Annotated in this window: 30 protein-coding genes; 29 read left to right on the plus strand and 1 reads right to left on the minus strand. The window is 48.2% G+C overall.

The features are described 5' to 3' along the window. Nucleotides 1-29: 29 nt before the first annotated feature. From ACVC9U_RS07320 to ypjB, 22 genes are all read left to right on the plus strand, one after another. On the plus strand, nt 30-797 hold the full coding sequence (locus ACVC9U_RS07320; RefSeq protein WP_145645736.1) for a CheR family methyltransferase: 768 nt from the start codon (nt 30-32) through the stop codon (nt 795-797). Nucleotides 798-868: 71 nt separating this feature from the next. Then, the gene (gene aroC / locus ACVC9U_RS07325; protein WP_025811222.1) at nt 869-2,041 is read left to right on the plus strand and encodes a chorismate synthase; all 1,173 of its coding nucleotides are present in this window, start codon (nt 869-871) and stop codon (nt 2,039-2,041) included. Further along, entirely contained in the window at nt 2,041-3,129 is a 1,089-nt protein-coding gene (aroB, locus tag ACVC9U_RS07330) for a 3-dehydroquinate synthase (RefSeq protein ID WP_441390428.1), read from the plus strand. Before aroC ends, aroB begins: the two co-directional genes overlap by 1 nt. Next, on the plus strand, nt 3,126-3,509 hold the full coding sequence (gene aroH, locus ACVC9U_RS07335) for a chorismate mutase (protein WP_026579379.1): 384 nt from the start codon (nt 3,126-3,128) through the stop codon (nt 3,507-3,509). The genes aroB and aroH overlap by 4 nt, the downstream gene beginning before the upstream one ends. Nucleotides 3,510-3,756: 247 nt before the next feature. After that, nucleotides 3,757-5,304 carry an anthranilate synthase component I gene (gene trpE / locus ACVC9U_RS07340; RefSeq protein ID WP_145645733.1) on the plus strand — a complete coding sequence of 516 codons (1,548 nt, stop codon included), beginning with the start codon at nt 3,757-3,759 and terminating at the stop codon, nt 5,302-5,304. Beyond that, on the plus strand, nt 5,276-6,292 hold the full coding sequence (gene trpD, locus ACVC9U_RS07345; RefSeq protein WP_441390430.1) for an anthranilate phosphoribosyltransferase: 1,017 nt from the start codon (nt 5,276-5,278) through the stop codon (nt 6,290-6,292). The genes trpE and trpD overlap by 29 nt, the downstream gene beginning before the upstream one ends. Then, nucleotides 6,285-7,043, plus strand: coding sequence for an indole-3-glycerol phosphate synthase TrpC (gene trpC / locus ACVC9U_RS07350; RefSeq protein WP_145653177.1), 759 nt, complete (start codon nt 6,285-6,287; stop codon nt 7,041-7,043). The genes trpD and trpC overlap by 8 nt, the downstream gene beginning before the upstream one ends. Further along, the gene (locus tag ACVC9U_RS07355) at nt 7,043-7,699 is read left to right on the plus strand and encodes a phosphoribosylanthranilate isomerase (RefSeq protein WP_441390432.1); all 657 of its coding nucleotides are present in this window, start codon (nt 7,043-7,045) and stop codon (nt 7,697-7,699) included. The genes trpC and ACVC9U_RS07355 overlap by 1 nt, the downstream gene beginning before the upstream one ends. Then, nucleotides 7,680-8,906 (plus strand): tryptophan synthase subunit beta, encoded by a 1,227-nt coding sequence (gene trpB / locus ACVC9U_RS07360; RefSeq protein WP_441390434.1) that lies wholly within the window; start codon nt 7,680-7,682, stop codon nt 8,904-8,906. Before ACVC9U_RS07355 ends, trpB begins: the two co-directional genes overlap by 20 nt. Then, nucleotides 8,875-9,678: a tryptophan synthase subunit alpha gene (gene trpA, locus ACVC9U_RS07365; protein WP_075754127.1), complete on the plus strand. Its 804-nt coding sequence runs from the start codon at nt 8,875-8,877 to the stop codon at nt 9,676-9,678. Before trpB ends, trpA begins: the two co-directional genes overlap by 32 nt. A 9-nt stretch (nt 9,679-9,687) precedes the next feature. Continuing rightward, nucleotides 9,688-10,773 (plus strand): histidinol-phosphate transaminase, encoded by a 1,086-nt coding sequence (gene hisC, locus ACVC9U_RS07370; protein ID WP_081379923.1) that lies wholly within the window; start codon nt 9,688-9,690, stop codon nt 10,771-10,773. 54 nt (nt 10,774-10,827) lie between these two features. Beyond that, the gene (locus ACVC9U_RS07375; protein ID WP_075754129.1) at nt 10,828-11,943 is read left to right on the plus strand and encodes a prephenate dehydrogenase; all 1,116 of its coding nucleotides are present in this window, start codon (nt 10,828-10,830) and stop codon (nt 11,941-11,943) included. A 10-nt stretch (nt 11,944-11,953) separates the two neighbouring features. Further along, nucleotides 11,954-13,240, plus strand: a complete 1,287-nt coding sequence (gene aroA / locus ACVC9U_RS07380; protein ID WP_023857440.1) for a 3-phosphoshikimate 1-carboxyvinyltransferase — start codon at nt 11,954-11,956, stop codon at nt 13,238-13,240. A 232-nt stretch (nt 13,241-13,472) separates the two neighbouring features. Beyond that, nucleotides 13,473-14,747 carry a tetratricopeptide repeat protein gene (locus ACVC9U_RS07385; protein WP_075754131.1) on the plus strand — a complete coding sequence of 425 codons (1,275 nt, stop codon included), beginning with the start codon at nt 13,473-13,475 and terminating at the stop codon, nt 14,745-14,747. Nucleotides 14,748-14,815: 68 nt separating this feature from the next. Continuing rightward, nucleotides 14,816-15,355 carry a ReoY family proteolytic degradation factor gene (locus tag ACVC9U_RS07390; RefSeq protein WP_020451944.1) on the plus strand — a complete coding sequence of 180 codons (540 nt, stop codon included), beginning with the start codon at nt 14,816-14,818 and terminating at the stop codon, nt 15,353-15,355. An 82-nt stretch (nt 15,356-15,437) separates the two neighbouring features. After that, nucleotides 15,438-15,884 carry a YpiF family protein gene (locus tag ACVC9U_RS07395; RefSeq protein ID WP_441390438.1) on the plus strand — a complete coding sequence of 149 codons (447 nt, stop codon included), beginning with the start codon at nt 15,438-15,440 and terminating at the stop codon, nt 15,882-15,884. 146 nt (nt 15,885-16,030) lie between these two features. Beyond that, on the plus strand, nt 16,031-16,537 hold the full coding sequence (locus tag ACVC9U_RS07400) for a QcrA and Rieske domain-containing protein (RefSeq protein WP_003182954.1): 507 nt from the start codon (nt 16,031-16,033) through the stop codon (nt 16,535-16,537). A gap of 2 nt (nt 16,538-16,539) precedes the next feature. Further along, a complete protein-coding gene (gene qcrB / locus ACVC9U_RS07405; RefSeq protein WP_441390440.1) occupies nt 16,540-17,214 on the plus strand; it encodes a menaquinol-cytochrome c reductase cytochrome b subunit in 675 nt (224 codons plus the stop codon). Nucleotides 17,215-17,246: 32 nt separating this feature from the next. Beyond that, nucleotides 17,247-18,014 (plus strand): menaquinol-cytochrome c reductase cytochrome b/c subunit, encoded by a 768-nt coding sequence (locus tag ACVC9U_RS07410; protein ID WP_075754134.1) that lies wholly within the window; start codon nt 17,247-17,249, stop codon nt 18,012-18,014. A 35-nt stretch (nt 18,015-18,049) separates the two neighbouring features. Next, nucleotides 18,050-18,199 carry a hypothetical protein gene (locus ACVC9U_RS07415; protein ID WP_167564582.1) on the plus strand — a complete coding sequence of 50 codons (150 nt, stop codon included), beginning with the start codon at nt 18,050-18,052 and terminating at the stop codon, nt 18,197-18,199. A gap of 52 nt (nt 18,200-18,251) precedes the next feature. After that, entirely contained in the window at nt 18,252-18,836 is a 585-nt protein-coding gene (gene lhaT, locus ACVC9U_RS07420) for a lipoprotein heptaprenylglyceryl N-acetyltransferase LhaT (RefSeq protein WP_020451941.1), read from the plus strand. A 74-nt stretch (nt 18,837-18,910) separates the two neighbouring features. Then, nucleotides 18,911-19,711: a sporulation protein YpjB gene (ypjB, locus tag ACVC9U_RS07425; protein WP_441390442.1), complete on the plus strand. Its 801-nt coding sequence runs from the start codon at nt 18,911-18,913 to the stop codon at nt 19,709-19,711. 43 nt (nt 19,712-19,754) lie between these two features. On the opposite strand, the gene ACVC9U_RS07430 is transcribed toward ypjB, so the two are convergent. Beyond that, nucleotides 19,755-20,627 carry a YitT family protein gene (locus ACVC9U_RS07430; RefSeq protein WP_020451939.1) on the minus strand — a complete coding sequence of 291 codons (873 nt, stop codon included), beginning with the start codon at nt 20,625-20,627 and terminating at the stop codon, nt 19,755-19,757. 137 nt (nt 20,628-20,764) lie between these two features. On the opposite strand from ACVC9U_RS07430, the gene ACVC9U_RS07435 reads away from it, so the two are divergent. Genes ACVC9U_RS07435 through ACVC9U_RS07465 form a run of 7 tightly spaced genes read left to right on the plus strand, consistent with a single transcriptional unit; the run spans nt 20,765 to nt 26,348 of the window. After that, nucleotides 20,765-21,103, plus strand: coding sequence for a nucleotide pyrophosphohydrolase (locus ACVC9U_RS07435; protein WP_023857432.1), 339 nt, complete (start codon nt 20,765-20,767; stop codon nt 21,101-21,103). Nucleotides 21,104-21,115: 12 nt separating this feature from the next. Further along, the gene (gene dapB / locus ACVC9U_RS07440; protein WP_075754136.1) at nt 21,116-21,919 is read left to right on the plus strand and encodes a 4-hydroxy-tetrahydrodipicolinate reductase; all 804 of its coding nucleotides are present in this window, start codon (nt 21,116-21,118) and stop codon (nt 21,917-21,919) included. A gap of 19 nt (nt 21,920-21,938) precedes the next feature. Continuing rightward, nucleotides 21,939-22,352, plus strand: a complete 414-nt coding sequence (gene mgsA / locus ACVC9U_RS07445; protein WP_075754138.1) for a methylglyoxal synthase — start codon at nt 21,939-21,941, stop codon at nt 22,350-22,352. Beyond that, complete coding sequence (gene bshB1, locus ACVC9U_RS07450) at nt 22,345-23,046, plus strand: bacillithiol biosynthesis deacetylase BshB1 (protein WP_075754140.1); 702 nt, start codon at nt 22,345-22,347, stop codon at nt 23,044-23,046. The genes mgsA and bshB1 overlap by 8 nt, the downstream gene beginning before the upstream one ends. Beyond that, complete coding sequence (gene bshA, locus ACVC9U_RS07455; RefSeq protein ID WP_075754142.1) at nt 23,046-24,227, plus strand: N-acetyl-alpha-D-glucosaminyl L-malate synthase BshA; 1,182 nt, start codon at nt 23,046-23,048, stop codon at nt 24,225-24,227. The genes bshB1 and bshA overlap by 1 nt, the downstream gene beginning before the upstream one ends. Continuing rightward, complete coding sequence (locus tag ACVC9U_RS07460; RefSeq protein WP_075754144.1) at nt 24,187-25,380, plus strand: CCA tRNA nucleotidyltransferase; 1,194 nt, start codon at nt 24,187-24,189, stop codon at nt 25,378-25,380. The genes bshA and ACVC9U_RS07460 overlap by 41 nt, the downstream gene beginning before the upstream one ends. Next, complete coding sequence (locus tag ACVC9U_RS07465; RefSeq protein ID WP_075754146.1) at nt 25,365-26,348, plus strand: biotin--[acetyl-CoA-carboxylase] ligase; 984 nt, start codon at nt 25,365-25,367, stop codon at nt 26,346-26,348. The genes ACVC9U_RS07460 and ACVC9U_RS07465 overlap by 16 nt, the downstream gene beginning before the upstream one ends. Nucleotides 26,349-26,474 lie beyond the last annotated feature (126 nt).

Genomic DNA, 26,474 nt, shown 5'->3' on the forward strand with positions numbered 1-26,474 from the left:
ATATCAGCACGACGATTAGGAGAGAAAACATGGACAACTACAGTTTCTTTGTTGATAAATGGAAAAAAATAACTGGTGTGGATTTGGCATTATACAAAGAGGCGCAAATGAAAAGAAGGCTAACATCTCTTTATGAAAAAAAGGGGTACGGCGATTTCCGCGAATTTGCGATCGCTTTAGAAAAGAATGAAGCTCTTCTGCAGGAAACGCTGGACAGGATGACGATTAATGTTTCAGAATTTTACAGAAACTATAAGAGGTGGGAGGTTCTCGAAAAAACCATCCTCCCGCTTTTAAAGCCTGCGAAAACATTGAAAGTATGGAGTGCGGCGTGTTCAACCGGTGAAGAGCCGTATACATTATCGATGATTTTAAGCAGACAGAAAGGCCTCTCAGACTATCAGATCATCGCAACAGATATCGATGACAAAGTTCTTGCGAAAGCGAAAGAAGGCGTGTATCAGGAAAGATCTCTGCAGGAAGTGCCGAATGAGATAAAGGAACTTTATTTTACGCAAGACGGAAACCGGTTTGCCGTAAAAGACGAGATCAAGAAAAACATTCGCTTTCAAAAACACAATTTACTGGCTGATGCATATGAGAAAGATTTTGATATCATCGTATGCCGCAATGTTCTCATATATTTTACAGAGGAAGCAAAAGAGAAGATCTATCATAAGTTCAGCGGCAGTTTGAAGAATAAGGGAGTTTTGTTTGTCGGAAGCACGGAACAGATCTTCAATCCGGAAAAATACGGTTTTCAATCGACAGATACGTTTTTCTATCAAAAAAGTTAGCTGACTTTTTATAAAAGGTTATGTTATAGTTTTACTTAAAAGCGTTAATGTGATGAAGGGAGAACGAAAGCATGAGGTATTTAACAGCCGGTGAATCTCACGGTCCGCAGCTTACGACAATTATCGAAGGAGTCCCAGCAGGGCTTTATATCACAAAAGAAGACATTGATTACGAGCTTCAAAGACGTCAAAAAGGCCATGGCCGCGGACGCCGGATGCAAATCGAAAAAGATCAGGCGCGGATCACAAGCGGTGTAAGGCACGGGCGTTCTCTTGGATCGCCGATCGCTCTCGTCGTCGAAAACAATGACTGGAAACACTGGACGAAAATCATGGGATCAGAGCCGATCACAGCTGAAGAAGAAAGCGAAATGAAACGACAGATTTCAAGGCCGAGACCGGGTCACGCCGATTTGAACGGCGCGATCAAATACGGGCACAGAGATATGCGCAACGTGCTTGAACGTTCATCTGCCAGAGAAACGACCGTCCGTGTGGCGGCAGGAGCCGTCGCCAAAAAGATCCTTTCCCAGCTCGGCATTCAAGTGGCCGGCCACGTGCTGGAGATCGGCGGTGTAAAAGCCGAAAAAACAAATTACGAATCTATCGAAGACTTGAAAAAAGTAACCGAAGAGTCCCCTGTCAGATGCTATGACGAAGAAGCGGGCAGAAAAATGATGGACGCGATCGATGAAGCAAAAGCAAATGGCGATTCGATCGGCGGAATCGTCGAGGTGATTGTTGAAGGGGTGCCGGTAGGAGTCGGCAGCTATGTCCATTACGACCGCAAACTCGACAGCAAGCTGGCTGCCGCCGTGCTGAGCATCAATGCTTTTAAAGGTGTTGAATTCGGCATCGGCTTTGAAGCTGCACGCAAAAACGGCAGTGAAGTCCATGACGAAATCATTTGGGACGAAGAAAAAGGCTATACGCGCGCAACAAACCGTCTCGGCGGCCTTGAAGGCGGGATGACAACGGGAATGCCGATTGTCGTCAGAGGCGTGATGAAGCCGATTCCAACGTTATACAAACCGCTCAAAAGCGTTGATATCGAGACGAAAGAGCCGTTTACAGCGAGCATCGAGCGTTCCGATTCCTGTGCTGTCCCTGCCGCAAGCGTGGTGGCTGAAGCGGTTGTTGCATGGGAAATCGCCAAGGCGATCGTCGAGCAGTTTGGCGTTGACCAAATGGACCGGATCGCTGAAAATGTTGAGAAAATGAGAAAGCTTGCGAGGGAGTTTTAATGAAATCACTTCAAATCGAAACCGCTTCTTTGTCCTACCCGGTGTTCATCGGAGGAGGCATTAGAAAAAACGCGGCAGAGCTCTTGTCATCCTTGAACCTTCCGATGACGAAAGTGCTATTGATCACCGACGAAGAAGTTGATAAACACTATGGAGAAGAACTGTTCGGCCTTCTCCGCAGCAAATGGCCCGTCAAAAAGGTCGCGGTGCCAAGCGGTGAACAGGCCAAATCAATCGATATGTTTATGAAGCTCCAGACGGAAGCCATTCAATTTCACCTTGACCGTTCGTCATGCATTGTGGCGCTGGGCGGCGGCGTTGTCGGCGATCTTGCAGGGTTCGTCGCTTCAACTTTTATGAGGGGCATCGATTATGTGCAATTCCCAACGACTCTGCTGTCTCATGACAGCGCGGTCGGAGGGAAAGTTGCCATTAATCATCCGCTCGGAAAAAACTTAATCGGCGCTTTTCATCAGCCGAAGGCGGTGGTTTATGATACCGAATGCTTGAGCACGCTTCCTGAAAAAGAAATGCGTTCAGGTCTTGCGGAAGTCATTAAGCACGCATTTATCCGTGATGAAGCTTTCTTGAACGAATTGCTTAAAATTGATTCAATAAAAGCGATTACGACCGGCCAGCTCAGTGAAATGGTGTACAAAGGCATTTCGATTAAAGCGGAAGTTGTCTCACAAGACGAGCGCGAACAGGGAATCAGGGCCTATCTGAACTTTGGGCACACGCTTGGCCACGCCGTTGAAGCCGAATACGGCTACGGAGAGATGACCCATGGCGACGCCGTCGCTTTAGGCATGCAATTTGCTTTATTTGTCAGCGAGAAGGTGCTGAATTGTCCTTTTGACCGTACAAAAATCGCCGCCTGGCTGAAAAGTCTCGGCTATCCGGAAAGCGTAAAACGCGAAGTGTCAACAGAAGCTCTCATCAATCGAATGATGAACGATAAAAAAACACGCGGAGGCATCATTCAGTTTGTCCTGCTGGATAAGATCGGCAGTGTGCGGCTGCACGCCTTTAAAGCCGATGAAATTGAACGATGGCTGAATATGTGGAGATTGGAGGGAGGCAAATGATGATGCGCGGAATTCGGGGAGCGACGACAGTTGACCGGGATACAGAAAAAGACATTACGGAGCGGACGAAGCAGCTGATCGGAAAAATGATCGATGAAAATCAACTCAAACCTGAGCAAGTCGTGCAGATCTTCATTTCTGCCACTTCCGATATTCACGCTGCTTTTCCCGCAAAGGTCGTCAGAACGTTTGACGGCTGGCAGCATGTGCCTGTCATGTGCATGCAGGAAATGGATGTTGAACACGCCCTTAAAAAATGCATCAGAGTGATGATGACGGTTCAGACGGATATGCGGCAGGATGAAGTCCGCCACGTTTATTTAGAAAATGCCGTAACGCTCAGACCTGATTTATCATTGACAAAAAATACTGAATTGTAATACGATTATAGAAACCTTGAAATACACAGGAGTGTGTATGGGGTTTTAGTTTAGAAAAGCTGAGTATGAGACTAGGGTAGATTGAGAATGAGCTGAGATGAGCTGAGTTGAGACAAAACGTTTATTCATTCTACCCAAAAGACGCTGTTCTTTTGGGTTTGTTTCGTTTTCCCCTCTTCAATTCAATCATTTGTCCTCTAAAGGCCTTCTTCTCATTCTCTCCGCCTGAATAAGGAGTGAGAGATTGTTGAGTCTGCAAACCGATTTTGCCTCTTTTTCAGAGGATACTTCACACTTTAAAACAATACCGATAATTGAGAGTTTTTCTGTCGATACGCTGACGCCCGTTCAATTGGTCGAGAAGCTGCAGGAAAACATCGTGTATTTGCTGGAAAGCCAGGATGAAACCTCCGAATGGTCAAGATATTCTTTCATCGGCCTGGACCCCTTTTTGACGATCAAAGAAGAATGCGGCCGGTTTCACGCCTGCGATCAAAAGCAGAAGAAGCTTTATTCAGCTTCACAGTTAAAAGAAATTCTCGAATGGATGTCGGAGACGTATTCGATCAAAGCGCCTGAGCTCGACATCCCGTTTACAGGGGGAGCGGTCGGCTATTTAAGCTATGATTTAATGCCGCTCATTGAACCGTCCGTCAAAGGGCACAGCAAAGAAACGGAGATGGAAAAATGCCTCCTGTTTGTCTGCCGGACGATGATCGCCTATGATCACGAGCTGAAAAAGCTGCATTTCATCCACTATGCAAGGCTTGAAGGCAGTGAAACAAGGGAGGAGAAACAGCGCATTTTTAAAAAGGGGAAAGAAGAGCTTAAACAGCTTACACACAGGCTGTCAGCCCGGAAAACGCCGAAAGAGCTGTTTCTCCCGCAAGGACGGCACACGGCCCCCAGCTTTGAAGGGATTCAATCAACATATGAGAAATCCCGGTTTTTGGCCGATGTCGATCGCTTGAAAGAGTACATTAAAGCGGGAGATATTTTTCAAGGCGTCCTTTCGCAAAGGTTCGATATTCCGGTGAAGGTCAGTTCTTTTGAGTTATACAGAGTGCTGAGAATGGTCAACCCGTCCCCGTACATGTACTACATGAAGCTTCCTGACCGCGATCTCGTCGGAAGCTCGCCTGAACGCCTGATCCATGTTCAAAACGGTCATCTTGAAATTCATCCGATCGCCGGCACGAGGAAAAGAGGCGGCGATCAGGCTGAAGATAAGCGGCTCGAAAAAGATCTTTTAGCTGATGAGAAAGAAAAAGCGGAGCATTACATGCTCGTCGATTTGGCGAGAAATGATATCGGCAGAGTAGCTGAGTACGGATCTGTCCAAGTGCCCGAGTTTACGAAAATCGTTTCCTTTTCACACGTCATGCACATCATTTCAATCGTAACCGGCTCTTTAAAAGCGGGCGTTCATCCGGTAGACGCTTTAATGAGCGCATTTCCGGCCGGAACTTTGACTGGCGCTCCGAAAATCCGCGCGATTCAGCTTTTAAATGAGCTTGAGCCAGAACCGAGGGAAACATACGGGGGATGCATTGCTTATATCGGATTTGACGGAAATATCGATTCATGCATCACGATCCGGACGATGAGCGTGAAAAACGGAGTGGCGTCCATCCAGGCTGGAGCAGGCATCGTAGCCGACTCCGTGCCTGAAAAAGAGTGGGAAGAGACCTGCAATAAAGCGGGGGCTCTGTTAAAAACGATTCAAATCGCAGAAGAAATGTTTCTCGAAAAGGGGGAGGGCGGCAATGAACGAACTGCTGAAATCATGCGTTAACGGAGGAACAATGAATGAAGCCGAGGCACACAGCATCATGCGTGACATGATGAGCGGCTCGCTGAGCGCCGCGGAAATCGGAGCCCTCCTGTCCGTTCTCGCCTACAGGGGAGAGACGGCTGAAGAGATTGCGGGATTTGTCAGAGCCATGCGGGAGCAGGCGCAAACAATAAACGGGCCGGAACATGTTGTTGATACGTGCGGAACCGGAGGAGACGGAAGCTCCACCTTCAACATTTCCACAGCGGCGGCGATCATCGGTTCATCAGCCGGGGCAAAAATCGCAAAACACGGTAATCGTTCGGTTTCTTCAAAAAGCGGGAGCGCTGATGTTCTCGAATATCTCGGCGTTTCAATTCAGACGTCGCCTGAAGAAACAATTCAAAGTATTGAACGCCGCAACATGGGATTCCTGTATGCGCCAAGCTACCACTCTTCCATGAAGCACGTGGCCGGCGCAAGGAAGGATCTGGCTTTCAGAACCGTTTTCAATCTGCTCGGCCCGCTCAGCAACCCGATGAAAGCCAAACGCCAGGTGATCGGCGTCTACTCGATTGAAAAAGCAAAGCTCATGGCCCGCGCACTTGAAGCGTTTGAAACGGAACACGTATTGTTTGTGTCGAGCCGGGACGGTCTTGATGAACTGTCGATCACGTCGCCGACAAGTGTGATTGAACTGAAAGGCGGCAAAACATACGAATACACCGTTGAGCCTGGCGATGTCGGTCTGCCGTTCGGCAGGCTGAGCGACATTCAGGTGGCGACGCTTGAAGAAAGCGGCCGTCTCATCGTCGATATTTTGAAAAAACGCGCTCCGGATTCGGCTGTTCATATCGCAGCGTTTAATGCCGGAGCCGCTTTATACGTCGCAGAGCAGGCACCGGATTTAAAAGAGGGCGTTGCGCTCGCTTTAGAAGCTGTTGCAAGTGGTGAGGCGCTTGATCAGCTGGAGCGATTAAAACAGAAAGAGGAAGAGTTGTATGCTTAATCAAATTATTGATAGAAAACGAGAAGACATTCTGAAAATCGAACTGCCGGAAGATTTGAAGCTGCCAAAGCGGTCATTTAAAAAGGCGCTCCTTTCTCCTAACCGGTTTGTCGCTTTAATTGCGGAGGTGAAAAAAGCTTCACCGTCAAAAGGTGTGATTCAGGAAAACTTTGAGCCCGTAAAAATCGCTAAACAGTACGAACAGGCTAAAGCCGACTGTTTGTCTGTTCTGACAGATACACCTTTTTTTCAAGGGAAGAACAGTTATTTGTCAGATGTGAAACGCTCGGTTTCGCTGCCAGTACTGCGCAAGGATTTTATCATTGATTCCATTCAGGTTGAAGAAGCGGACCGCATCGGAGCGGATGCGATCCTGCTGATCGGAGAAGCGCTTGAACCGCAAAAGCTGTTTGACCTCTATCAGCAAGCTGCTGAAAAAGGCATGGATGTGCTCGTCGAAGTTCATGGCGAAGAGACGCTTGAGGGTATTTTAAATGTCTTTACACCCGAAATCATCGGCGTAAACAATCGAAATCTAAAAACCTTTGAAACATCCGTCGGGCAAACGGAGCGTATGGCAAAACTCGTTCCGTCAGGGACCGTTCTTATCAGCGAAAGCGGCATCGGAAAACCGGAAGACCTCGCATTTGTAAAAGCGTGCGGAGCCCGGGCCGTGCTTGTCGGCGAATCGTTGATGAGAGAGCCGTCACAGCTGAAGGCTGTCCATGCGTTATTCGGAGAGAACGGATGATGGAGAAACCGAGCTTAAAATATTGCGGGATTCATTCATTGGAAGATTTAAAGGTGACAGCCCGCTCGAAAGCCGATTACCTCGGATTTATTTTCGCCGAAAGCAAACGATCGGCAGACCCAGAGGATGTGAAACGCTGGTGTGGCAAAACGGATACAGCGGGTAAAAAGCTTGTCGGCGTCTTTGTTAATGAAAACATTTGCAGAATAGCAGAAATCGTAAAAGATGCCGGTTTGGACGTGATCCAGCTTCACGGAGATGAAACAGCGGCAGACATCAAGCGGCTGAAAAACATGACAGACTGCGAGATTTGGAAGGCGCTCCATCACGGGAATGATACCGTTCAGCGCATGGCATCTTTCGCACCTTACATCGACGGGTATGTCATCGACTCGTCTGTTAAAGGGCTGAGAGGAGGAACGGGCGTTTCGTTTTCGTGGGACAGCGTTCCGATGTATAAAGATGCAGCGCAAAGAGAAGGAAAGCGACTGTTTATCGCCGGGGGCGTGAACCCGGACACAATCGCAGGTCTTTTAAAGCGGCGCCCGCCGGGAATCGACCTGGCAAGCGGAATTGAAGAAAGAGGCAAGAAAAGCGAAAAGCTGATCGGCCTTTTAGAAGAAAGGATGTTCGAACATGTATTCATATCCGAATGAACAAGGCAGGTTTGGTGATTTTGGCGGGAAATTCGTCCCGGAAACACTCATGCAGCCTTTGGAAGAAATCGAAAAAGCGTTTCTTGAACTGAAAGACGACCCCTCATTTCAAAAGGATTATCAAAAGCTTTTAAATGACTACTCAGGCAGGCCGACGGCTTTGACGTTCGCCGACCAGCTCACAAAGCAGCTGGGCGGAGCGAAGATTTATTTAAAAAGAGAAGATTTAAACCATACAGGCGCCCACAAAATCAACAATGCCCTCGGCCAGGCTCTGTTGGCCAAGAAAATGGGGAAAACAAAGCTCATCGCTGAAACCGGCGCAGGGCAGCACGGCGTGGCTGCGGCGACGGTCGCTGCAAAGTTCGGCTTGTCATGCATTGTCTTTATGGGTGAAGAAGATGTTGCCAGACAATCGCTGAACGTGTTCCGGATGAAGCTCCTGGGAGCGGAGGTCGTTCCGGTGTCAAGCGGAAACGGGACATTGAAAGATGCTACAAACGAGGCGATCCGTTACTGGGTTCAGCATTGCCAGGATCATTTTTACATGATCGGTTCCGTCGTCGGGCCGCACCCGTATCCTTATATCGTCCGTGAATTTCAACGGATGATCGGCGAAGAGGCGAAAGCGCAGTTTTATCAATTGGAGCAAAGCCTCCCCGATAAAGTTGTCGCCTGTGTCGGAGGCGGAAGCAATGCGATCGGGATGTTCAGCGCGTTCATTGAAGAAACTGTTGAACTGATCGGAGTCGAAGCTGCGGGAAAAGGTGTCGACACCCCCCTTCATGCGGCAACGATCACAAAGGGTACAAAAGGCGTTATCCACGGTTCTTTGACCAACTTGATTCAAGACGAGTACGGACAGATCATTGAGCCTTATTCCATCTCAGCAGGACTTGATTATCCGGGGGTCGGCCCCGAGCACGCTCATCTTCATCAAACAGGGCGCGTCACGTATGAATCAGTCACTGATGATGAAGCGGTCTCGGCATTAAGGCTGCTGACAGAGACAGAGGGCATTTTGCCGGCTATTGAATCCGCCCATGCTTTGGCAAAAGCATTTGACATCGCTAAAGAACTGCCGAGAGAGAAAAGTGTTCTCGTCTGCCTTTCAGGCAGGGGAGACAAAGACGTCCATACCTTGATGAAGGTGTTGGAAGAAGAGGTGAATCAAGATGTTCAATCTGAAAAAACAGCCGTCCGATAAGTTACTTGTTCCGTTTATTACAGCGGGAGATCCGCTGCCTGAAATCTCGATCGAGCTGGCGAAATCCCTTCAAGAGGCGGGGGCGTCCGCCCTTGAACTCGGGGTTCCGTATTCTGATCCGCTCGCTGACGGCCCGGTGATTCAGCGCGCGTCCAAAAGGGCGCTTGACAACGACATGAACATCGTAAAAGCGATCAGGCTTGGCGGTGAAATGAAAAAAAACGGCGTCCATATTCCGATTATTCTCTTTACGTATTATAATCCTGTGTTACAATTAGATACAGATCACTTTTTCGCTTTACTGCGACAAAATCGGCTAGACGGACTCCTTGTACCGGACCTTCCTTTTGAGGAAAGCGTATATTTGCAGCAGCAGTGTAAAAAACACGGGATTACCTATATTTCGCTGGTCGCGCCGACAAGCGAATCGCGCATTCAAAAAATAACGCAGCAGGCGGAAGGTTTTGTGTATTGCGTTTCTTCGCTCGGTGTGACAGGTGTGCGCAATGAATTCGAAGATTCTGTTTCTTCATTTATCAGGTCAGTTAAAGGAATGAGCTCCGTCCCGGTTGCCGTTGGGTTTGGGATTTCCAGCTCCAAACAAGTGGAGATGATGAATGAACTGGCGGACGGCGTTGTCGTGGGAAGCGCCCTTGTCAGAAAGATCGAAGAGCTGAAAGACGAACTCATCGCCCCTGAGACAAGGGAACAAGCCTTAAAGGCGTTTGAGGCATACGCTAAGACATTTAGCGGATCGTACATGGTAAAATGAGGTGACAGAATGTTGCAAATTAAAGAACAGTTAAAACAATTAACGCCTTACAAGCCGGGCAAACCGATTGAAGAGGTCAAAAAAGAATTCAACCTCGACCGGGTCGTCAAGCTCGCTTCAAATGAAAATCCTTACGGCTGTTCGGAAGCGGCAAAAGCAGCGCTCCAGACCGAAGTGCAGCAAATGGCTCTCTATCCTGACGGCTATAGTGCGGCATTGAGAACAAAGCTTGCCTCCCATCTCGGCGTAAACGAAACGAACATCATCCTTGGAAACGGAACGGACGAAGTCATTCAAATTATTTCCCGCTCTTTGTTGGATCCTGCCTCAAACACTGTAATGGCGAATCCGACATTTTCACAATACAAGCACAATGCTGTTATCGAAGGAGCGGAAGTCAGGGAAATCGGCCTGCTTGAAAACGGCTGCCACGACCTTGATGCAATGCTGGAGGCGATCGATGAACAGACGAAGGTTGTCTGGGTTTGCAGCCCGAACAATCCGACCGGAACGTATGAATCCGGCCGCAACCTGATCCGTTTTCTTGAAAAAGTCCCGGAACATGTCCTTGCTGTCGTCGATGAAGCTTATTACGAATACGTAACGGCTCAAGACTACCCTGAGACCATTCCGCTTTTGGAACGCTTTCCGAACCTGATGATTCTCAGGACGTTTTCAAAAGCTTACGGTTTAGCGTCTTTGAGGGTCGGCTACGGGATTGCCTCTGAACAGCTGATTCAGGCGGTTGAGCCGGCGAGACAGCCGTTTAATACAAACCGGCTCGGCCAGGCTGCCGCGCTTGCCGCCCTGGGCGATCAGGCATTTATCGACGATTGCGTGAGAAAAAACAATGAAGGGCTCAAACAGTACTACGATTTCTGTGATGAGCACGGGCTAAATTACTATCCTTCACAAACGAACTTTGTGCTGATCGATTTTAAACGGGATGCAGACGAACTTTTCCTGGAACTGCTGAAAAAAGGCTATATCGTCAGATCGGGGAATGCGCTCGGCTTTCCGACATTCCTTAGAATATCGGTCGGTACGAATGAACAGAACGAAGGCTTGTTGAAAACGTTAGCCGGCATGTTGTAAGAGGTGATGATTCAGTCACCTCTTTAGTCTATTGATGAACTTAGGTGATAAAAAATGACTCAACCAAATGAAACGATTTTATTGGCCGGTTTGGGCTTAATCGGCGGCTCGATCGCCCTTGCCATCAAAAAGGAACACCCCGGCAAACGGATCATCGGGTTTGACGTGTCAGAAGAGCAGGCAAGAGCTGCACAAAAGCTTGGCGTTATTGATGCTCCGGCTGCTTCTTTTTTAGAAGGGGTGAAAGAAGCGTCAACCGTTTTTTTAGCGGCGCCGGTCGAACAGACGCTTCACATGCTTGATGAACTTGCCGCTTCAGGCATCAAAAAAAAGCTGCTCATTACAGATGTCGGCAGCACGAAACAAAAGGTCGTCAGCCATGCCGAGAAAGTGCTGCCGGATGAATACAGGTTTATCGGGGGCCATCCGATGGCCGGATCGCATAAATCGGGCGTCGCAGCCGCCAAAGACTTCCTTTTCGAGAACGCGTTTTATATTTTGACGCCTTCCGGCTCCGCCGGCGAAGAAGCAGTTGCTTCCTTAAAAGATCTGCTCAAAGGAACAAATGCAAAGTTTGTGGAAATGTCTCCGGCTGAACACGACGCCGTTACAAGCGTGATCAGCCACTTTCCGCACGTCGTAGCGGCCAGTCTCGTCCACCAGACCGTCAAATTCGAAGATCATTACCCGCTCATCAAGCGTTTTGCCGCAGGGGGCTTCCGCGATATTACGAGAATTGCCTCAAGCAGCCCGGCGATGTGGCGCGATATTCTTTTGCACAATAAAGATAAAATATTGGAGCGGTTTGACGAATGGAAATATGAGCTGGACAGAATTCAGTCTTTTGTTGAAAATGAAGATGCAGACGGGCTGTTTGAATTTTTTCGGCAGGCCAAGGAATACCGTGACGGTCTGCCTTTGCGGCAAAAAGGCGCGATTCCTTCCTTTTACGATCTTTATGTCGATGTCCCCGACCATCCCGGGGTCATCTCGGAAATTACGGCGATTCTCGCTGACGAGAAAATCAGCATTACGAACATCCGGATTATTGAAACGAGGGAAGATATAAACGGTGTTCTCAGAATCAGCTTTCAATCCGATGAAGATCGAAAACGCGCCGAAAAATGCATTCAAACCCGCGCAAAATATGAAACATTTTATGCTGATTGAGGTGGAACACATGAAAAGAGGAAAAATCAGTTCGCTAAAAGGAGAGCTTCATATTCCGGGAGATAAATCCATCTCTCATCGCTCTGTTATGTTCGGAGCCATAGCAGAAGGGAAAACGGTCATCAAAAACTTTTTGCCAGGAGCCGACTGCTTGAGCACGATCGCCTGCTTTCGGAAAATGGGCGTGGAAATCGAACAGAATGGCAGTGATGTCACCGTCCTCGGCAAAGGGCTCGATCAGCTGGCTGAGCCTGCGGAACTCCTTGACGTGGGGAATTCCGGAACGACGATCAGGCTGATGCTCGGCATTTTGGCAGGACGCCCGTTTCACAGTACAGTCGCCGGCGATGAGAGCATCGCCAAAAGGCCGATGAAGCGTGTCACAGAACCGCTTCGAAAAATGGGAGCGAAAATCGACGGCCGCGCCGGAGGGGAATACACACCGCTTTCTGTACGCGGCGGACATCTGGCAGCGATCGATTTTCAGTCGCCTGTTGCAAGTGCGCAAATCAAATCTGCCGTTTTGCTTGCGGGTCTGCAGGCCGAAGGCGCCACAACGGTGACGGAGCCTCATAAATCAAGAGACCATACGGAACGGATGCTGTCGATGTTCGGCGTCAGCCTTCAGGAAGATGAAACAAGCGTAACGATTGAGGGCGGGCAGCAGCTGAAAGCGGCCGAAGTCTTCGTGCCGGGTGATATTTCATCAGCTGCGTTTTTCCTGGCAGCGGCATCGCTAGTTCCTGACAGTGAAGTCGTGCTTCGCAATGTCGGACTCAATCCGACCAGGACGGGAATCATCGATGTCTTGAAAGAAATGGGAGCCGATCTTGAAATCGAAGAAAAAAATGCCGGAAACGCCGAGCCGTACGGCGATCTGAGAATCAAAACGTCCTCCTTGAAAGCCGCTGAAATTTCGGGCGATTTAATCCCGCGCCTCATCGATGAAATACCGATCATCGCTCTTCTCGCTACACAGGCTGAAGGAACGACGGTCATCAAAGACGCGGCTGAGCTCAAAGTAAAAGAAACGAACCGAATCGATACCGTCGCCTCAGAGCTGAAAAAAATCGGTGCGAACATCGAGCCGACAGAAGACGGGATGAAGATTCACGGCAGGACGCCTCTTACAGGCGGCGCGAAAGTCTCAAGCCACGGGGACCACCGGATCGGAATGATGCTGGGAATCGCCGCCTGCATCTGCGAGCAGCCGATCGACATTTTACAGCCTGAAGCTGTGAGTGTCTCATATCCTTCGTTTTTTGAACATATCGAAAAGCTTGCAAAAAAAGCCTGAAGCCTTGTGCTCAGGCTTTTTCAGCCCGGAAAATCATGAAAGCCGGGTGTTTGATCATAAAACGAATGTCTCCCGCATAGCTTGTCTTAACAGAATCAATCTGCTTCATCCAGCTGTGCGGGCAACATATTTGCCGGAAGCCGCCGCGTGAATTATGATAGTAAGTAACTCACCGCGATATGCCGGCTGATACGGCAGGCGATGAATTGACGAAAGAAAGGGACGTTTAGATTTGAATACTTCGATTCAAGAAGCCATAAAATTAGTTGAAGCAGGCCACCCGGAAAGCGGATTGAAAAAGCTTGCTGATATCGAGTCTGACCTTCATGATGAAGACAAAGCCATAGTAGCCCAGCTGTATTACGAATGGGGAATTGTCGATAAGGCTATCGCTATTGCGAATGATCTCCATGAACTGTATCCGGATGAAACGGAGCTGACATGCTTTTATGCCGAACTCCTCATCGAAACCGATCAGGAAGAAAAAGCGCTCAGCGTGCTTGAAACGATTCCGGAAACAGACGAAGCGTACCCGCAGTGCTTGCTTTTAATGGCTGACCTCTATCAGATGCAGGGTCTGTTTGAAGTCAGCGAGCAAAAGCTGTTGAAGGCGCAAGTCATTTTGCCGGATGAGCCGGTTATCGATTTTGCTTTGGGAGAGCTGTATTTCACTCAGGGAGCTTACGGCAAAGCTGTCCGTCAATTCAAAAAAGCGGCCGAAGAAGAAGCCGTCATCGGCGGCGTCAATGTGTACCAAAGGCTGGCGGAATCATTAAGTTCATCCGGCGCGTTTGAAGAAGCGCTTGAATGGTATGAAAAAGCCGTCAAGGAGAACCCGGAGCCCAACACACTGTTCGGGTTTGGTTTTACAGCGCTGAAAGCGGGGTATCCTAAAACTGCGATTAAACAGCTGACAGAGCTGAAGGAAATGGATCCCGCTTACTCTTCACTTTACAAGCCTCTGGCAAACAGCTTTGAAGCAGAAGGGCTTTATGAAGAAGCATTTGAAACGGCAAAAGAAGGAATCCGCTTCGATGAATTCAACAAAGAGCTTTATCTTTCCGCTGCAAAAGCAGCCTTAAAAACGAAAAGGCATTCGGAAGCGAAAGAGCTGCTTCGTGAAGCGCTGGCGCTGGACCCCGGGTATCTGGAAGCCGTCCATACCCTGCTTGCCCTGTTTCTTGAAGAAGAAGACGATGAGAGCATCATTGAACTCGTACAGGAAGTGCGCAAATACGGAGAGGATGATCCGAAGTTCAGCTGGCATCTGGCATCGGCGTTCGCCCGGACAGAGGCGTACGACAAGGCGCGTGAGGAATATGAGAACGCATTTTTGCACTATCGGGATGACGCCGATTTCCTTTACGAATATTCAATGTTTCTGCTTGAAGAAGGACGGCGGAAAGAAGCGCTGCCTCTGCTGAAAAAACTGGCAGAGCTCGACCCGGCAAACGAAGAAGTCCAGGAGACGATTTTCAGAATCGAAGATGAAAATTCCTTTGAATAAGCAGGATATGATCGGTTTGTGTGGAATTTATAAAGTAATACACAAGATGCGATAGAGGAGGGAATAACATGCAGACCCCTGTTTCTGTCAATGAAAAAAAAGATTTTATCCGCTGGTTTCTCAACCATTATCAGCTGAAACGAAGAGAGTGTGTATGGATTCTGAATTATTTAATGAGCCATGACTCGCTGATGGAAAAAGTGCATTTTGTCGAGCAGGCCGAATTTTGTCCGAGGGGCATTATCATGTCTACCCACTGCGTTGAGGAAGTGCCTTTTCGTTTTTATAAAGAAAATGTCATGACGACCGATGCAGAAAAATCATTTCATGATATCAGGCTGAATAAGCAGCAGGATCTCTTTATCCAGCTGAACTTCCGCTCAGCCTATAATTCTCCGGAATATGCGGCTGTACTCGAAGCCAATCCCCATATTCCGAAAGACCTATATGAAAATGAAAAAGATAAAATTGTCGCTGAACAGATTTTGGAGCATTCCATTTCCACTTTTCAGAGACAAAAGCTGCTGCGGGAAATCGATGAAGCGCTTGACCGCCAAGATAAAGAAAGCTTCGAAAAACTAGCTAAACAACTGAGCCAGCTGCGATAATCCGCTGCCAATCAAGCCTTGCCGAGAGCAAGGCTTGTTCAGCTCCGGAGAAAGCGCTGTCAAAACGAGGAGGCCGGGAGCCGTGAAATGGAATACGCACGATGCGGATGTTTACTTGAACGCGAAAGAATACATCGATACAGCTGTCATCCCTTTAATATCGGTTGATTTGGGAGATCAGTTTAAATCGGCCGTATCAAAAGGGGAATTTACGTCTATACTTGCAGAAGAACTTGAAAGGCAGCTGAAGGGCAGAATCTATTTGTTTCCGCCCTGTACATATTTAGATGCGGATGAAAAATCGGCGCAGCATATCGCCGATTTAAAAGAAATGGCCGGAAAACATTTTCACCACATCGTTTTTTTAACGACGGATGAACGCTGGAAGCGGGTGCTCGAAAGCGAGCAAAAGCTGCTGTGGGTTCCGGCGATTCCTCTCGAACATATGAAGGATTCGTTAAAGCAGAAGCTGCTGGAAGATCAAATTGAGCAAATATTGAACATTTTGTTACAATATTGGAACTCTTAATAAAAACACTTACATTTCCTTTGTATAATGATTTTGGGAATGTTGACCTTCCTAAAATATTGATATATTATGAGGGTGTCCTAGTTTCATGAATTTTTTTCTATTTCAGTTATATTGTAGCTGGGGACTTGAGGGGGGATATGAAGATGAGCGAAAAAAGACATCGGGTATCCAGACGTCAGTTTTTAAACTATACGCTGACCGGAGTCGGCGGCTTTATGGCGGCGGGGATGCTCATGCCTATGGTTCGCTTCGCGCTCGATCCGGTTTTAAGGCCGACTGAAGATCAGGACATGGTTCAGGTTGTCAGCGTTGATGAATTGACAAATGAACCGCAGCGCTTCGATTTTAAAATCAAACAAGTGGATGCCTGGTACGAATCGGAAGAATCGAGATCAGCGTGGGTTTTCAAAAGTGGGGACGAAATTGTAGCTTTATCACCGGTTTGTAAACATTTGGGGTGTACGGTCAACTGGAACAGCGATCCTAAAAATCCGAATAAGTTCTTTTGTCCGTGCCATTACGGACTTTATGAAAAGGATGGTACCAACGTGCCCGGAACTCCGCCGCTTGCTCCTTTGGACCGCTATGAGCAAGAGGTTAAAGACGGCTACCTTTACTTAGGGAAAGCCAAGCCGAGGAAGGATGGGTGATCATGCTAAACAAAATTTATGACTGGGTGGACGAAAGACTTGACATTACGCCGCTCTGGCGGGACATCGCCGACCATGAAGTTCCTGAACACGTGAACCCGGCTCACCATTTTTCAGCTTTCGTGTACTGCTTCGGGGGATTGACGTTTTTCGTTACGGTGATTCAGGTGCTGTCTGGCATGTTTTTGACGATGTATTACGTTCCGGATATTAAAAATGCCTGGGAATCTGTTTATTATTTGCAGAATGAAGTGGCGTTCGGACAGATTGTAAGGGGAATGCACCACTGGGGTGCAAGCTTGGTCATTGTGATGATGTTTCTTCATACGCTCAGGGTTTTCTTCCAGGGGGCCTATAAGAAGCCGAGAGAGCTGAACTGGATTGTCGGCGTTATGATCTTCTTTGTCATGCTCGGTTTAGGTTTTACAGGCTACCTTTTGCCTTGGGATATGAAAGCTCTGTTTGCGACAAAAGTAGGTTTGCAGATTGCTGAGGCGACGCCGCTGATCGGCTCGGAAATTAAAACGCTGCTTGCCGGTCATCCGGATATTGTCGGCGCTCAGACGTTGACGCGCTTTTTTGCCATACACGTCTTTTTCCTGCCAGCCGCTCTGTTCGGACTGATGGCTGCACACTTTATCATGATTCGCAAGCAAGGAATTTCTGGGCCGCTGTAAACGAGCGACTCAATTGAGAAGGAGGGGATGGCATGAAAAGGGGAAAAGGGATGAAGTTTGTCGGTGATTCACGGATCCCGGCGGAAAGAAAACCGAATATTCCAAAAGATTATTCCGAATTTCCTGGGAAAACGGAAGCGTTCTGGCCGAATTTCCTGCTGAAAGAATGGATGGTCGGGGCGGTTTTCCTTGTCGGTTTTCTCGTGCTGACCATCGTCCATGAGCCTCCGCTCGAGCGGATGGCAGATCCGACCGATACCGGCTACATACCTTTGCCAGACTGGTATTTTCTATTTCTTTACCAATTGCTGAAATACGAATATGCTGCCGGACCGTATACTGTGGTTGGCGCAATTATTATCCCGACAATTGCATTCGGAGCGCTATTATTGGCGCCGTTTCTTGACAGAGGCCCTGAAAGAAGGCCGTTTAAACGCCCGGTTGCCGTAGGGTTGATGCTTTTGGCGATTTCAGCGACGGTTTTCTTAACATGGCAGTCCGTTGTCACCCACGACTGGGCCGCTGCTGAAGAGCAGGGTAAAATCAAGGAAGAGGCCGATATTGATACGAGTGCAGCAGGGTATAAGATTTATCAGGAGCAAGGCTGTATTTCGTGCCATGGAGACAACATGCAGGGAGGAGCGGCAGGCCCGTCTCTCGTTGACAACGGCTTGTCTCCGGAAGAGATTGCGAAAATCGCCAAGGAAGGAAAAGGCGAAATGCCTGCTGGCGTTTTTAAAGGATCTGATAAAGAGCTTAAAGAACTGTCTAAATTCATCTCCGAAACAACGGCGAAATAAAACGGTTGTCAAGTTGATGAAGGCAGGCTATACTCTTGATAGAGCTGAAGCTGACGCCAAGTCAGCCTCTCGGGCTGTCGACGATGTCGATGGCCTTTTCAATTTTGACCGCTGCTGATCGTGAACCGTACGGAAGCTGGAAAGACCGCTGCTTCTTGGCGCGCGTTTCTGCGGTCAGTCTGTGAAGCTGACTCGGCGGCGGCTTTTTTTATTTAAAGAGACTGTGAGTTGATTGCTTTGAAACTAATTTCCTACATGCTCGCTCAAAAACCGCTGCTTCTGCTGCTTTTGATCATTAATTTCTTCGGTACGGTTTACGGGTATTACTGGTACCTTCCGCAGCTGACGAATACGCCTGCGAAATTTCTGATTTTCGTTCCCGACAGCCCGACGGCGACATTGTTTTTTTTATTTGTTCTCATCGGACTTTTATTGGGAAGGAATGCTCCTCTCTTTGAGGCGCTTGCGCTTGTTACGCTCGTCAAATACGGGCTGTGGGCGGTTGTGATGAATATCCTCGTGCTTGCGGTGTCCGGAAGCCTCCATTGGACGGGCTATATGCTGATCGCGTCGCACTTCGCAATGGCTGTGCAAGGCGTGCTGTACGCCCCTCATTACCGGTTTAAAGGGTGGCATTTGGCGCTTGCGGCTGTTTGGACGCTGCATAACGATGTCATTGATTACTTGTTTGGCATGATGCCGAATTATTCAATGCTCGATCAATATATGCCGCAGATCGGCTATTTTACATTTTGGCTCAGCATCGCTTCGATCGGTTTGGCCTATTACTTGGTTTTGTCCCGGAAAGCTTTTAAGCTGTAACACGGATTCACAATCTTGGTCTAACCTTGTCCCTCTCTTCATACGCTTTAATAGAAGGAGTGGGAGGGACCGTAATGATACGAAAGGTGATCCTTTGCATGATGCTTGCGCTTGTTTTTCCTGCGGCCGGTTTAAAAGCGGAAGAATCATCGGCTTTGCAGGAATTGACGGAACTGTCAGATACGGTATTCCAGCTAACAAGGCAGTCTCAATATGAGGAAGCGGTACAAATTCTTCAATACTTTGAAAAACGGCTGAAAGCAGCGGAGAAAGGCGAAACAGAGGGTATTATGACAGGCTCGGAAATCCGTCAGGTCAGTCTGGCCTACCATGATACGCTGAAAAGGCTGGAAAGCGAAGAGGTCGCACAGCAGGAAAAATTTAAAGCCGCCGCCCAGTTTAGAATGCTGATGGACGCCATAGAATCTGACCATGATCCGCTGTGGAGCAGTTTGAAAAAGCCGATCATGGATTCTTTCAGCGCTTTGAAGGCCGGGATTCAGAAAGAAGACAACCTGACATTCAGGGAAAAGTGGAATCATTTTTTATCCTTGTATGATACGATTTACCCAAGCTTAACGATTGATATTTCGCCAAAGCAGTTAAAAAGCGTCTCCAACCATATTGCAGTCGTGGAAAACGGGGGCTTTCAGCAAATGACGGAAAGCAGCAAGCTGGAAAGGCTGACGCTTTTGGAAAAAGATTTGGAAGATGTGTTTAATCAAGTAGAAGAAGATGATGCAGACCCTTCACTGTTATGGGTCATCCTGACGACGGGAAGCATTATCCTCTCGACGCTGACATATGTCGGATTCAGAAAGTATAAAGCCGAAGAGGACAGGCGCAGAAAAAGAGAAAAAGATTGGCCGAAATAAGAAGCTCCGCTGATCGCGAGCTTCTTTTTTTGCTGACCTTCAATCAGCGTGTGATCGGATTTTTGTTCTCATCAAGCGTAAACCCTTCTCCCAGAACGTCGTGTACGTCGCTTACGGCTACAAAAGCGTGCGGGTCGACCGAGGTAATCACGTTTTTCAGCTGGAAAACCTCATTTTTCGGGACGACGCAGTATAGAACGTCCCGCTCTGTTTTCGTATATGACCCCTGACCTTTTAAAACCGTGACGCCTCTTTCCATTTCTTCTATGATTTTGCGCTGGATCTGGTCGTTCTTTTCAGAGATGATGGTGGCGCCTTTTGCGGCATAACCGCCTTCCTGCATAAAATCGATGACTTTTGACGCGACAAATACGGCAACAAGCGTGTACATCGCTTCCTTATAGGAGAGGTAAAAAATAAGGGATAATGTAATGACGCAGGCGTCAAACACAAACATGGCTTTGCCCATCGGCACTTGAAAATATTTGTTGATCAGCCGCACAATAATATCGACGCCGCCCGTCGTTCCGCCGTATCTGAAAATAATGCCCAATCCGGTACCGATAAACACGCCTGCAAAAAGAGCCGCGAGCGCAAGATCGTTTTGTAGCGGCATATGAATCTGGAAGCGCTGAAAAATCCATAAAAACACCGACAGACTGACTGTGCCGAGAATGGTATATGAGAAGACCGTTCTGCCGAGGAGCTTCCAGCCGACGAAGAAGACGGGGATGTTCAGCACCAGATTGGATATGGAAGGATCGATATTAAACAGGAAATAAAGCAGCAGGGTAATGCCGGTAAAACCGCCTTCCGACAAGTTGTTCTGCATATTAAAATGAACGAGTCCAAAGGAAAAAACTGCAGCGCCTGCCAAAATAAACAGGACGTTCTTCATTCTGATGTCTCCGAACATAAAAAAACTCCTTTCCTTCCATAAGCTGGCGTTAATATTATAGTGTATCCGTTTTAAAACAGCAAACCCGTCTTAAACATTTGTCAAACTTGTTTGAATTCGCTAACATGTAAGAGATGACAGGAGGTTTTGTCAGCATGACGAAAGAAAAAACGATGAAAGATATACAGCGTGAGGTTGACGAATATATCGGCCAGTTTAAAGAAGGCTATTTCAGTCCGCTTGCCATGATGGCCAGGCTGACGGAAGAGCTTGGCGAACTGGCGAGGGAAATCAACCATCATTACGGCGAAAAACCGAAGAAAAAAACCGAATCGGAAAAAAAGATCGATGAAGAAATCGGCGACGTATTGTTCGTTTTAGTTTGTCTTGCGAATTCGCTTCATATATCATTGGATGAAGCGCATGATATGGTCATGGAGAAGTTCAACACCCGTGACAAAGACCGCTGGACAAGAAAAGAAGAAGGAAAGTAGAGGAGAATTAAGATGCAAAAGGAGACCATTAAAATCGCAATAGCAGGACCGCGCGGAAGAATGGGAAGCGAAGCGGTCAAACTTGTTGAAGATACCGCACATTTTGAGCTTGTCGGTGCAATCGACCGTACATATAACCGTGAAAAGCTGTCAGACGTGATGATATCAAGTTCAGATGCCGTCATTTACACCGATATTACCGAATGCTTTTCAGAAACGGCTCCGGACGTTCTGATTGATTTGACAACGCCGGAAATCGGCAAGCTCCATACAAAAATCGCGCTGGAGCACGGCGTCCGTCCTGTTGTGGGAACGACAGGATTTTCTGAGAGCGACTTGAACGAGCTTATGGAACTGACCGACGAGAAGGGGATCGGAGCCATCATCGCGCCAAACTTCGCGCTCGGAGCCGTGCTGATGATGAAGTTTTCGCAAATGGCTGCCAACTATTTTACCGATGTCGAAATCATTGAACAGCACCATGATCAAAAGCTTGACGCGCCAAGCGGAACGGCCTTGAAAACGGCGGAAATGATTTCGGCTGTTCGCGAAGCGAAAACCCAGGGACATCCGGATGAAAAAGAAATTCTGCCGGGGGCAAGAGGCGCCGATCAAAACGGAATCCGTCTCCACAGCGTTCGTCTGCCGGGATTGATCGCCCATCAGGAAGTGATGTTCGGCGGAGACGGCCAAACCCTGAAAATCCGTCACGATTCATATAACCGCGCATCTTTTATGTCTGGTGTGAAACTGGCTGTTGAACAAGTGATGAAAATCGATCAGCTTGTCTACGGCCTTGAAAATATCATAGAGTAACAAAAAGGGGGAAATCGCTTTGAAAATCGCCTTAATTGCCCATGACCGAAAAAAACAGGACATGATTCAGCTGACAACCGCTTATAAAGATATTTTAAAAAAGCATGAGCTGTTTGCGACAGGAACGACCGGTTTAAAAATCACCGAAGCGACAGGGCTGCCCGTCGTGCGCTTTCAATCGGGACCGCTTGGCGGAGACCAGCAGATCGGCGCTTTGATCGCGAAAAATGACATCGACCTTGTGATTTTTCTGAGAGACCCACTGACGGCCCAGCCGCACGAACCTGATGTGTCAGCTCTTATCCGCTTGTCTGACGTTTACGCCATTCCGCTCGCCACCAACATGGGAACGGCGGAAATCTTGATCCGATCTGTCGAGGCAGGCGCATTTGAATTCAGAAACATTGTCCACGGCGGGGATCGAGATGCTTGATATACTGGCTTTCGGTGCGCACAGCGATGATGTAGAAATCGGCATGGGAGGAACCATTGCCAAATATACTAAAAAAGGCTTTCAAATTGGAATCTGCGATTTAACCCAGGCTGAACTGTCTTCAAACGGAACAGTCGAAACGAGAAAAAGCGAAGCGGCGCTGGCGGCCGACATTCTCGGCGCCAGTCCGCGGATTTCCCTCACGCTGCCGGACAGGGGGCTGTTTCCCAGCCAGACGGCGATCAGAGACGTTGTTGCCGTCATTCGGAAACATAAACCGAAGCTTGTCTTTGTCCCTTATCCAAAGGACCGGCATCCCGATCACGGGCACGCAGCGGAAATCGTCGAAGAAGCGGTCTTTTCCGCTGGTATACATAAATATGAAGATGCAGAAAAACAGCCGGCCCATAAAGTCCAAAACGTGTACTATTATATGATCAACGGTTTTCATAAACCTGAATTTGTCATCGACATTTCCGAAACGATCAATCAAAAAAAGGAAAGCCTTGCTGCTTATCAGAGCCAGTTCATCCGTTCCCGGCAGTCGGTTGAAACACCGCTGACGAACGGATATATTGAAACGGTCGAAGCAAGGGAAAAGCTTTTGGGAAAAGAGGTCGGCGTCGCATACGCGGAAGGGTTTTTTGCAAAGCGGACTCTTCTGTTAAACAACGATTTATTTGGGGGCGGATGATGAAACAGTTAAAAATCGGAATCACATGTTATCCGAGTGTCGGAGGATCAGGAATTATCGCTACCGAGCTCGGCAAGCTCCTTGCGGAAAAAGGACATGAAATTCATTTTATTACATCAAGTGTTCCGTACAGGCTCAATAAAGTGTATTCCAACATCTATTTTCACGAAGTCGAAGTCAATCAATATGCCGTGTTTAAGTACCCGCCGTATGATTTGGCTTTGGCCAGCAAAATGGCGGAGGTGGCGAAGCGGGAACAGCTTGATGTTCTGCATGCCCACTACGCGGTGCCTCACGCGATTTCCGCTTTTTTAGCGAAGCAAATGCTGAACGGAAACATTAAAACGGTCACAACGCTGCACGGCACAGATATAACCGTTCTCGGCTATGATCCGTCTTTAAAAGACCTGATCAAGTTTGCGATCGAGTCGTCTGACCGCGTAACCGCGGTTTCTTCAGCTCTTGCCGCGCAAACGTATGATTTGATCAGACCGAACAAAAAAATCGAAACGATCTATAATTTTGTGGATGAGCGCGTGTATTTAAAAAAGCAGGAGCATCATTCGCTGAAAGAGCAGTACGGCATCGCACCTGATGAAAAAGTGATCATCCACGTATCCAATTTCAGACAGGTGAAGCGTGTACAGGACGTCATCCATGTCTTCAGCCGCATTGTCAAACGAATGAAATCGAAGCTGATTCTCGTCGGCGACGGGCCGGAAATGACCGTGATCTGCCAGCTTGTCAGGCAGCTCGGATTAAAAGACGACGTTCTTTTCCTTGGCAAACAGGACAGCGTAGAAGAGCTTTACGCCATCAGCGATTTAAAGCTGCTTTTGTCCGAGAAGGAAAGCTTCGGTTTAGTGCTGCTGGAGGCGATGGCCTGCGGCGTTCCGTGCATCGGCACCAATATCGGAGGGATTCCCGAGGTGATCAAAAACGGTAAATCCGGTTACTTGGTCGATGTAGGAGATATTGAAGGCGCAGCTCGTAAGGCGCTCCATTTGCTGACTGATGAAAGCCTGCAGCGCCAGTTTGCGGAAGCGGCGCTAGAAAGCATCAAGGCGCGCTTTTCTTCCAGTAAAATCATCGCGCAATATGAAGAAATTTATCAACAATTAACAGAAGGGGAGTGTGACAATGGAGGATCTCTTTTTGAAGGCTCTTCCTCTCCTTCGTGAGCTGAAAAAACACGGCCGGCAGGCCTACTTTGTAGGCGGAGCCGTCAGGGATGCCCAAATGAACCGGGATGTCGGTGATATTGACATCGCTACAGATGCATCCCCGGAAGAAATTGAAGCCATTTTTCCGAAAACCGTTGATGTCGGAAAGGAACACGGAACCATCATCGTCCTCTTTGAGGGAGAATCTTATGAGGTGACGACCTTTCGCGCAGAGCTTGAGTACGAGGATTACAGAAGGCCGAGCGGCGTTCAGTTTATCAAATCGCTGAAGGAAGACCTGAAGAGGCGGGACTTGACGATTAATGCCATGGCGATGGATGAACAGGGGAGACTGATCGACTATTTCGGCGGACTCCGCGACATACGGGAAAAATTGATTCAAACGGTCGGCGACCCGGCGGAGCGTTTTCACGAAGATGCGCTTCGCATGCTGCGGGCGCTCCGTTTTATGAGTCAGCTCGAGTTTGAGCTTTCTCCAAATACAAAAAAGGCGATTTGCGAAAACCGTCTGCTCTTGGCTCATATTTCTACAGAGCGGAAAACGGTTGAATTCGAAAAGCTGTTAAAAGGAAAAGCAGCGGACAGGGCTTTGGAAGCGGCGGCTGAAACAGGGCTTTACAAGGAGCTTCCGGGGTTGGACGGCAAAAAGGAGCGCGTTCTAGCTGCCCGAGCTTTTCCTTTTTATCAACTTCAAAAAAGAGCGGATATATGGGCGGCTTTCATTCACATGATATCGATCGATCCCGCTGAAGCGCACCGGTTTTTAAAAGGGTGGAAGCTTCCGGGGAAAGTCATAAAACAGGCGATCCTGACGGCTGAGCGAATCGATCAAAAATGGGATGCCGTCTCAATGTATGAGGCGGGGGAAGAGACGCTGCTGTCCGCTTCCGCCATCCGCAGCTTAAGGGACAAGCAGGCAATCGATGAAAAGCGGCTGGCTGAAATCAGACAGTCGTACCATGCGCTTCCGATTAAAAGCCTGAAAGACCTGGCGGTGTCTGGAAGCGATTTGCTGAATTTCAGAAAGAAGCCGGCCGGGAAATGGGTGTCCGATGATTTGAAACGGATTGAGCGGGCCGTGTTAAACGGGGAGCTTGCCAATCAAAAAAAAGCCATAGAGGAGTGGCTGGATTCATGCAGTCAAATTTAAGAAAGAAACTCATTCAATTGTTTACAGAGGCCGACGGCGAATTCATTTCAGGCCAGAAAATCAGCGAAGAGCTCGGATGCTCAAGGACCGCCGTGTGGAAGCATATCGAAGATCTGAGAAAATCGGGATATGAACTTGAAGCGGTCCGAAAGCTCGGCTATAAAATGATAAAAAAACCTGATAAAATCACCGAAGATGAAATCAGGCTCGGGTTAAAAACGAAAAAAATGGGACAGACCATCCATTTTCAGGATGTCGTCTCATCAACTCAAAAAATTGCCCATGAGCTAGCAAACAACGGTGCGCCGGAAGGAACGATCATCGTTGCCGACAAGCAGACTGAAGGAAGGGGAAGAATGGCGAGAGCATGGCATTCCCCGGAAGGAAACGGCATTTGGATGAGCATCATTTTAAGACCTGAAATGCCCGTGCAAAAAACGCCCCAGCTGACGCTTTTAGCCGCAGTCGCGATCGTTCAGGCAGTCGAAGAGCAAACCGGCATCGCAGCCGAAATCAAATGGCCGAACGATATTTTGATCAACGGCAAAAAAGTCGTCGGGATCTTAACCGAACTGCAGGCGGAAGCCGATCAGGTCCATTCTGTCATCGTCGGAACGGGGATCAACGTCAATCAGATGGCTTGCGACTTTCCCGAAGAATTAAAAGAAACAGCGACAAGCCTTCGTCTCGCAAGCGGCGAAAAAATCGACAGAGCAGCTTTGATTCAAACGATAATGACGACATTTGAAAAAAGGTATGAAGACTATCACGCCTACGGTTTCGAACCGATCAAGCTTTTATGGGAGAGCTACGCTTTGAGCCTGAACCGCGAATTGACGGCCAGGACGCTGAACGGAACGTTTCACGGCAAAGCGTTGGGAATAGACGAAGAAGGCGTCTTGATCCTGGAAACGAGTGACGGCATCAAAAAAATATACTCCGCCGATATCGATATAAATCCGTCATAGTTGGAAGGATCCATGCGTTTTTGGTATACTTCGGATGGGCAGTATCCTGTAGGAACTGCACCTGGAAAACATGCAACTGATAAAAAACAGTCTGCCTTGATCCAAAAAGGACTGGGACAGAGGGAT

It is taken from the genome of Bacillus sp. GM2 (assembly GCF_056155945.1).

Bases quoted from the DNA above. Each gene is read 5' to 3' on its own strand.
- ACVC9U_RS07320 (WP_145645736.1), top strand. From the start codon at position 30: ATGGACAACTACAGTTTCTTTGTTGATAAATGGAAAAAAATAACTGGT.
- aroC (WP_025811222.1), top strand. From the start codon at position 869: ATGAGGTATTTAACAGCCGGTGAATCTCACGGTCCGCAGCTTACGACA.
- aroB (WP_441390428.1), top strand. From the start codon at position 2,041: ATGAAATCACTTCAAATCGAAACCGCTTCTTTGTCCTACCCGGTGTTC.
- aroH (WP_026579379.1), top strand. From the start codon at position 3,126: ATGATGATGCGCGGAATTCGGGGAGCGACGACAGTTGACCGGGATACA.
- trpD (WP_441390430.1), top strand. From the start codon at position 5,276: ATGAACGAACTGCTGAAATCATGCGTTAACGGAGGAACAATGAATGAA.
- trpC (WP_145653177.1), top strand. From the start codon at position 6,285: ATGCTTAATCAAATTATTGATAGAAAACGAGAAGACATTCTGAAAATC.
- ACVC9U_RS07355 (WP_441390432.1), top strand. From the start codon at position 7,043: ATGGAGAAACCGAGCTTAAAATATTGCGGGATTCATTCATTGGAAGAT.
- trpB (WP_441390434.1), top strand. From the start codon at position 7,680: ATGTATTCATATCCGAATGAACAAGGCAGGTTTGGTGATTTTGGCGGG.
- trpA (WP_075754127.1), top strand. From the start codon at position 8,875: ATGTTCAATCTGAAAAAACAGCCGTCCGATAAGTTACTTGTTCCGTTT.
- hisC (WP_081379923.1), top strand. From the start codon at position 9,688: ATGTTGCAAATTAAAGAACAGTTAAAACAATTAACGCCTTACAAGCCG.
- ACVC9U_RS07375 (WP_075754129.1), top strand. From the start codon at position 10,828: ATGACTCAACCAAATGAAACGATTTTATTGGCCGGTTTGGGCTTAATC.
- aroA (WP_023857440.1), top strand. From the start codon at position 11,954: ATGAAAAGAGGAAAAATCAGTTCGCTAAAAGGAGAGCTTCATATTCCG.
- ACVC9U_RS07390 (WP_020451944.1), top strand. From the start codon at position 14,816: ATGCAGACCCCTGTTTCTGTCAATGAAAAAAAAGATTTTATCCGCTGG.
- ACVC9U_RS07400 (WP_003182954.1), top strand. From the start codon at position 16,031: ATGAGCGAAAAAAGACATCGGGTATCCAGACGTCAGTTTTTAAACTAT.
- qcrB (WP_441390440.1), top strand. From the start codon at position 16,540: ATGCTAAACAAAATTTATGACTGGGTGGACGAAAGACTTGACATTACG.
- ACVC9U_RS07410 (WP_075754134.1), top strand. From the start codon at position 17,247: ATGAAAAGGGGAAAAGGGATGAAGTTTGTCGGTGATTCACGGATCCCG.
- ypjB (WP_441390442.1), top strand. From the start codon at position 18,911: ATGATACGAAAGGTGATCCTTTGCATGATGCTTGCGCTTGTTTTTCCT.
- ACVC9U_RS07430 (WP_020451939.1), bottom strand. From the start codon at position 20,627: ATGTTCGGAGACATCAGAATGAAGAACGTCCTGTTTATTTTGGCAGGC.
- ACVC9U_RS07435 (WP_023857432.1), top strand. From the start codon at position 20,765: ATGACGAAAGAAAAAACGATGAAAGATATACAGCGTGAGGTTGACGAA.
- dapB (WP_075754136.1), top strand. From the start codon at position 21,116: ATGCAAAAGGAGACCATTAAAATCGCAATAGCAGGACCGCGCGGAAGA.
- bshB1 (WP_075754140.1), top strand. From the start codon at position 22,345: ATGCTTGATATACTGGCTTTCGGTGCGCACAGCGATGATGTAGAAATC.
- bshA (WP_075754142.1), top strand. From the start codon at position 23,046: ATGAAACAGTTAAAAATCGGAATCACATGTTATCCGAGTGTCGGAGGA.
- ACVC9U_RS07460 (WP_075754144.1), top strand. From the start codon at position 24,187: ATGGAGGATCTCTTTTTGAAGGCTCTTCCTCTCCTTCGTGAGCTGAAA.
- ACVC9U_RS07465 (WP_075754146.1), top strand. From the start codon at position 25,365: ATGCAGTCAAATTTAAGAAAGAAACTCATTCAATTGTTTACAGAGGCC.